Raw genomic sequence first — 6,853 nt, 5'->3', positions numbered from 1 at the left:
GCCATTGGAAGTGGAACCCCCAGTGGCAGTTCCTCGTCGAAAACGTGTTCCCCAACGGCGAACTGACACACGTGAGCTACATCACCGAGCCATGTCCGGTAGGTGCGTTCGCCGACGACCTCGATTGCGGCGTCCTCATTCGCTCGCAGGCGTTCGGCCCAGTGGTAGCAGGTGCGGGCGTAGTGTCCGCGGAGGCTCTCGACGTCGAGAATCTCGAGGTTCTGCTCTTCCATGCGCTCGGTGATGTAGCTCACGTGTGTCAGTTCGCCGTTGGGGAACACGTTTTCGACGAGGAACTGCCACTGGGGGTTCCACTTCCAATGGCGATGGTGTGTGATCCCGTGGCTCAGGAACAGACCTCCCGGCCGAAGGAGGTTCGAGACCTCGGCGAAGTAGGCCGGGTAGTTGGCGGCACCAACGTGTTCGATGATGCCGATGGCGGAGATCTTGTTGAAAGGCTCCTCGTCGGCCACGTCGCGGTAGTCGCGATGTTGCACGCGACACACGTGGGAGAGTCCCTCGCGGGCGATCCACTCGGCCGCGTAAGCAGCTTGCTCGCGGGAGAGAGTCACGCCGAGGGCGTGGACGCCGTAGTGCTTTGCCGCCCATATGGCGAGGCTGCCCCAGCCGCAGCCGATGTCGAGGAGTCGTTCCCCCGGCTCCAGCCGTAGTTTGCGACACACGAGGTCGAGCTTGTCCTGCTGCGCTTGCTCGAGGGATCCGGTCGGCGTGCGGTAGTACGCGCACGTGTACACCATGAGCGGGTCGAGGAAGAGCTCGTAGAACTGGTTCGAAAGATCGTAGTGGTATTCGATTGCTTCCTTGTCGACCTGGCGACGATCTCGCGTCATGTCGACTCCTCCCAGGGGGTCGGAGCTCCCATCCCGAAGGCGCCTTCGAAGATCAGCTTTCGGCGCAACGTCGGGGTTCGGCACACGGTGCGGGCCAGTCCTTCGGTCATCCATCGCGGCATGCGTTCGGCGACCTGTCCCGCGGCGCCGACCTCGCCGTCGCCGAATCGTTTCGTGAGCTGTCGTGTGTACTCAGGTGCGACCTCGGCGCTTTTAGAGAGGAGCACGTCGGCGGCCAGTCGGGCGCTCTCGACGGCCGGGCCGATTCCTTCGCCGCTGACGCCTTTCGCGAGACCGGCGGCGTCCCCGATCAGAAGGAAGCCGTTTCCGGCGACACGACGTGGCTTCTGAAGGCGGACCGCGTACGCGTGCCCGCGAAACGGCTCGAGTGCGACATCGGTAGGGAGGCGTCCGTCGTTTCGGAGGCGGTCGAGGAGCGCGTCGAAGCGGCGATGGAGATCCCTTCCGGTCGCGAGGCAGCCGATGCCGAGATTGAGGAAGTCTCCCTTCGTGAAGTACCAGCCGTATCCCTTGAAGTCGGACTCGGCGAAGAGTTCCGGTGTCCCGTGGTGCTTCGTGAGGCGCTTCAGCGTTTCCGCGCCGAGGCGGGTTTCGCTCTCTCGCGTCACGACAACGGCTTCCTGCGGGGAGACCTCGCCGAGCGCGCGTGCGACGGGGCAGTTGTGGCCGCCGGCGCCGATCGCCAGCGGCGCGACGAACGTTTCACCCTTGGTGGTCGTGATCGTCATGCCGTCTCTGCCGGCCTCTATCGCTTGGACACGAGTCTCCTCTCGGACCTCTGCTCCGGCGGCCTCCGCGCGCCGGAGCAAGAACTCATCGAACTCTCTTCGGATGATCCCGTAGCTCGCCGTTTCGGCCCACCGGGTCTCGTGCCGGTTGCCGTCGAGTTCGAGAGATGCGGATCGGAACGGCTGCAAGGTCCGCGGGTACGTGGCCGGATCGATCTCGAGACCGCGCCATACCGCGGGGGTGACCCAGCCGGCGCAGAGTTTGGGGCGCGGGAATCGCGCGGAGTCGAGGACTGTCACGCGACGTCCGGCCCGAGCGAGAAGCCACGCCGCCGTGGACCCTCCCGGTCCGCCACCGACCACGATCGCGTCGTTCATTCCGGGGCCCTCATCGGGACACCTTTCGGAGGTGCCGCCAGATCGCGAGCTTGTCCCTCCACCTCAGCGTCGCCGGCTCGACTTGATGACCGACGCGGAGGCACGCAAAGAGATCGCCCTCGACGTCGATCCGCTTTTCGACGAACGCTTCGGCTAGAGGTTTCGTCGTCGTTGCGGAGAACGCGCGGCGGAAGGTGTCCGGGTCGCTGATGACGATCGTAAAGGAGTCGTCCGGCCTGCCGACGGTCCCTTCCGTGCCGTCCCACAGGCGGTAGCGGATCCCGGGGCTGGCGGCGGCAAAGACTCGGTTCAGCACGATGTTGGCCGCTCGGGCCGATCCGCGCCGCGGCCCTCTGCGTCTGGTCTCCGGCTCCATCGATCTCACGATCCCGGGCGCGCGAACCGCCCGTCTGGTATATCTCGAAGCTATCCCATCTCGGGACGACGGCACAAGATTTCCGGCGGATCCGGTTGGACCTGGAGGCGTGGTGGCTCAGAGTTTCATCTTCACGATGCACGACCTGAAGAAGGTCGTTCCCCCGAAAAAGACCATCGTGGACGGCGTATCGCTGTCCTTCTTTTACGGCGCGAAGATTGGCGTCCTGGGGTTGAACGGCTCGGGGAAGAGCACCGTTTTGCGTATCATGGCCGGGGTCGACACGGAGTTCTCCGGGGAGGCGCAGCCGGCCGAAGGGACGCGAATCGGCTATCTCCCCCAGGAGCCGGTGGTCGACCCGACCAAGACGGTCCGGGAGGTCGTCGAGGAGGGCGTTGCCGAAACGCGGGCCCTCCTGACGCGATTCGAAGAAATCTCGATGCAGTTTGGTGAGGTCTCGGGCGACGATGAGATGCAGAAGCTCCTCGATGAGCAGGGGGCCCTGCAGGAGAAGATCGACGCCGCCTCTGCGTGGGAGCTCGACAGCAAGGTCGAGATGGCCATGGAAGCTCTGCGCTGCGCGGATCCTGATTCGACCACGGAGCGGCTCTCCGGGGGCGAGAAGCGTCGCGTCGCGTTGTGCCGCCTGCTGTTGCAGGCGCCGGACATGCTGCTGCTGGACGAGCCGACCAACCACCTGGACGCCGAATCCGTCGCGTGGCTCGAACGTTTTCTCGCGGAGTACCCGGGCACGGTAGTGGCGGTGACGCACGATCGGTACTTCCTCGACAACGTGGCCGGCTGGATTCTCGAGCTCGATCGAGGCCACGGGATCCCGTGGGAGGGGAACTACTCCTCGTGGCTGGATCAGAAGCAGCAGAGGCTCGCGCTCGAAGAGAAGCAGGAGTCTGCTCGGCAACGGACGCTCGCCCGTGAGCTCGACTGGGTTAGGATGGCCCCCCGGGCTCGTCAGGCGAAGGGCAAGGCGCGTCTGGAGGCCTACGGAAAGCTCGCGGCCGAGGCGGGCTCGCGGAAGGAATCGAAGGGCGAGATCTTCATTCCGGCGGGGCAGCGGCTCGGGAATCAGGTCCTCGAGGCCGAGGGGCTGTCGAAGGCATTCGGCGATCAGCTCCTCATCGATGGTCTCAGTTTCTCGCTCCCGCCTGGCGGGATCGTCGGCGTCATTGGCCCCAACGGCGCCGGAAAGAGCACCCTCTTCAAGATGCTCACCGGCGACGAGAAGCCAGATTCGGGCACCCTTACGATCGGTGAGTCCGTCGACCTCGCGTACGTCGATCAGGCTCGAGACGCGCTCGATCCCGACAAGAACGTCTGGGAGGAGATCACCGGGGGGGAAGAGCGGTTGATCGTAGGCGGGCGCGAGATGAGTTCGCGTGCCTACGTCAGCCAGTTCAACCTGAAGGGGAGCGATCAACAGAAGCGAGTAGGCGACTTGTCGGGCGGCGAGCGCAACCGCGTGCACCTGGCGAAGCTCCTCCAGCGCGGGGGCAACGTGCTGCTGCTGGACGAGCCCACCAACGATCTCGACGTAGACACGCTTCGAGCGCTGGAGGAAGCACTGCTCGAGTTTGCTGGCTGTGCGGTGGTCATCAGTCACGATCGATGGTTCCTCGATCGGATCGCGACCCACATCCTGGCCTTCGAAGGCGACAGTCACGTCGAGTGGTTCATGGGCAACTACCAGGACTACGAGGCCGACCGTCGTCGTCGCCTCGGTGCGGACGCCGATCAGCCGCATCGCATCAAGTATCGACCGCTCACGCGCTGAGCATTCGTGGCTCCGCGGTAAGCGTGGTAAGCTCTTACCGCTTGGTGCGTCGACTGTGGCGCCGAGGAGGAGATTGAGGATGCTGTACGGAGTGAAGCGCGCTCGATCGGGGCGTGAGGCAGACAAGTTGGTGCCCGCGTACGCGCGGCGAGCACTGGAACAGCCGGTCGCAAAGGACCAGCTCCCCAAGGGCGGTATGGAGGCCGATGCCGCTTACGACCTGATCCACGACGAGCTGATGCTCGATGGCAACGCGCGGCTGAACCTCGCGACGTTCGTCACGACTTGGATGGAGCCCCAGGCGGAGCGACTCATGACCGAGTGCTTCGACAAGAACATCATCGACAAGGACGAGTACCCGGCGGCGGCGCGTATTGAAGAGCGCTGCGTCAATATGGTCTCGAAGCTCTTTCACGCCCCTCAGGGCGGCGTGGGCGCGTCGGCTCTAGGCTCGAGCGAGGCGGTCATGCTGGCGGGCATGGCGCTCAAGTGGAAGTGGAAGGAGCGCCGTAAGAAGGCCAAGAAGCCTGCCGACCGTCCGAACCTGGTGTTGGGGAACAACGTTCAGGTCGTCTGGGAGAAATTCTGTCGATACTGGGAGGTCGAGCCCCGGTACGTGAAGATGGCGCCCGGCCGCTACACGATCAACGCAGAAGAAGTCCTGAAGCTGACTGACGAGAACACGATCGGCGTGGTCGGGATCCTCGGCGTGACATACACAGGAGCCTACGAGCCGATCGAAGAGGTGCACGATGCGCTGGTCGATCTGAAGAAGCGCACGGGGCTCGAGGTGCCGATGCACATCGACGCCGCGAGCGGCGGTTTCATCGCGCCGTTCCTGCAGCCGAAGCTCAAGTGGGACTTCCGGCTACCGCTCGTGAAGTCGATCAACGTCTCGGGGCACAAGTACGGCCTAGTCTACCCCGGCGTCGGGTGGGTGATCTGGCGAGATCAAGCCGAACTGCCGGAAGATCTGGTGTTCCACGTGAACTACCTGGGCGGGGACTTCCCGACCTTCACGTTGAACTTTTCGCGCCCGGGGAATCAGATCATCGCGCAGTACTACAACTTCCTGCGACTGGGGAAGGACGGCTATCGGCGCGTTCAGCAGGCGTCGAAGGATGTCGCGACGTACCTGTCGTCGGAGATCGCCAAGATGGGTCCGTTCGACCTCTTGAGTGATGGTACGGACATCCCGGTCTTTGCGTTCCGCATGAAGAAGGCGAGAGGCTGGACCGTGTACGACCTGTCGGACAAGCTCCGCCAAAGCGGCTGGCTGGTTCCGGCGTACACGATGCCTCCGGACGTCGAGGACATCTCCGTCCTCCGAATCGTCTGTCGCGAGGGGCTGAGTCAGGACCTCGCATCGAACCTCCTCGACGACATCGAGCGTTCGGTGAAGGACCTGAGCGGCAGGCAGTCGGCTCCCGAGGCGAAGACCAAGAAGAAGGCGACGAAGAAAAAGAAGTCCGCGCTCAAGTGCTGAGCGCAGATCGGCGCTAGTCGTCGGGCGACGCGGTGGGTTTGGGTTCGTCTTCGAAGACGATGTCGAAGGTCATCGTGTCGCCCGCAGGCGAGACGTTGCGGATCGAAAACCGACCGGGCGTGCCGTCGTGTGCGCGCGTGCTCGGCTGGGTTTTCGGTCCGAGGGCTTCGGCCCGGTCGACGTAAGGGTCCCCCTCGTCGCCCCGGTTCCCTCCCCGGCTGTGGCCTTGGTCGAGGTGCGAAGGCCACGAGTCTGCCGTCAGAAGCCCGACGCGCTTGTGGAGGGCGTTGTCCTGCGAACGCCGAAAGCTCGTGAGCGAATCGTCGATGTGCCAGACGAGGAGGCCTTCCCCGGGAACCCGACGGTCGGACCCGATTCGTCGGCGGTTCTCGATCAGGAAGTACTCGTCGGGATGGTCGGCTCCCTTTGCGAAGATCTTCACGACCTGGCCGTGTTCTTCGACCGCGGGCAGCGTGATCGACTGATTGGCCTCGACGACGATCGGGTCGACCCAGCCGAGCGTGAGCTTCGACCACGCCGAAAGGTGGGGCGGATGGTTTCCCATCCCGACCCACGTTCCCTGGCCCATCAATCCCCAGATGCCGATGCCTTCGTGCGTCTTGCCCGGGGCGTAGAGTTCGGGAAGGGTCAGGGTGTGTCCGAACTCGTGCGCCATGACGCCGAAGGGCGAGAGATCGTGCATGGGCTCGTCCCCGACGACGATGCCGCGCGGCCCCTTCCAGTCTGCGATGGGGGAGGGCAGCGTGCCGTTTACGGCGTTCGACCACGGGAGTCCCGGATTCTGGCGCTTGATGTCGGACTCGGCCCCCGGTCCGGCGAAGAAGACGAAGACTACGTCGGGGTTGATCCGCTGGAGCAGGCCCTGCTCGCCGTGCGGCTCCTGTCGGCCCGCCAGCTTTAGGGCATCGTCGATCATCTGCGCCGGACGACTGACGTAGGCACGCTTGCGGCGCGGCAGGCGGTACACCTTTTCGCTGAAGACCGGGTCGATCCCGAATCGGCCGAGCGAGACCTCGCCGTAATACGCGGCGAGCCGGTCGACGAGCCCGCTCTTGCTCTCATTGGTGAGATCGCCCTGCTCGAGCTTGGATTCCTCGCCTGGGAAGTCGACCCGCAGGAACAGGACCTCCGCCCGCGGTCCCAGGCCCCCATTCAAGGTCTGGGCGCCTTCGGCCCTGCCGCCGGAGGCTACGGAGAGCGCAA

At 64.6% G+C, this 6,853-nt stretch carries 6 protein-coding genes; 2 read left to right on the top strand and 4 right to left on the bottom strand.

The annotated features are described in order from the left end of the window. The 3 genes from P8R42_23035 to P8R42_23025 all read right to left on the bottom strand — a co-directional run. On the bottom strand, positions 1 to 851 hold an 851-nt coding region (locus tag P8R42_23035), incomplete at its 3' end, for a class I SAM-dependent methyltransferase (GenBank protein ID MDG2307474.1). Then, entirely contained in the window at positions 848 to 1,978 is a 1,131-nt protein-coding gene (locus P8R42_23030; protein ID MDG2307473.1) for an NAD(P)/FAD-dependent oxidoreductase, read from the bottom strand. The genes P8R42_23035 and P8R42_23030, both read right to left, overlap by 4 nt. A 10-nt stretch (positions 1,979 to 1,988) precedes the next feature. After that, entirely contained in the window at positions 1,989 to 2,294 is a 306-nt protein-coding gene (locus P8R42_23025) for a hypothetical protein (protein MDG2307472.1), read from the bottom strand. Between the two features lie 169 nt (positions 2,295 to 2,463). Here P8R42_23025 and ettA point away from each other — a divergent pair, with 169 nt between their 5' ends. Both ettA and P8R42_23015 read left to right on the top strand, forming a co-directional pair. After that, positions 2,464 to 4,143 carry an energy-dependent translational throttle protein EttA gene (ettA, locus tag P8R42_23020; GenBank protein ID MDG2307471.1) on the top strand — a complete coding sequence of 560 codons (1,680 nt, stop codon included), beginning with the start codon at positions 2,464 to 2,466 and terminating at the stop codon, positions 4,141 to 4,143. Positions 4,144 to 4,222: 79 nt separating this feature from the next. Beyond that, positions 4,223 to 5,629 carry a glutamate decarboxylase gene (locus P8R42_23015; protein ID MDG2307470.1) on the top strand — a complete coding sequence of 469 codons (1,407 nt, stop codon included), beginning with the start codon at positions 4,223 to 4,225 and terminating at the stop codon, positions 5,627 to 5,629. A 13-nt stretch (positions 5,630 to 5,642) separates the two neighbouring features. Here P8R42_23015 and P8R42_23010 read toward each other — a convergent pair whose 3' ends face one another. Continuing rightward, positions 5,643 to 6,806 (bottom strand): M6 family metalloprotease domain-containing protein, encoded by a 1,164-nt coding sequence (locus tag P8R42_23010; GenBank protein MDG2307469.1) that lies wholly within the window; start codon positions 6,804 to 6,806, stop codon positions 5,643 to 5,645. Positions 6,807 to 6,853 lie beyond the last annotated feature (47 nt).

The organism is Candidatus Binatia bacterium (assembly GCA_029243485.1).
GTDB lineage: Bacteria > Desulfobacterota > Binatia > UBA12015 > UBA12015 > VGTG01.
The sequence above is the reverse complement of the archived record's forward strand: the minus strand, read 5'-3'. Positions and strand labels throughout refer to the sequence as shown.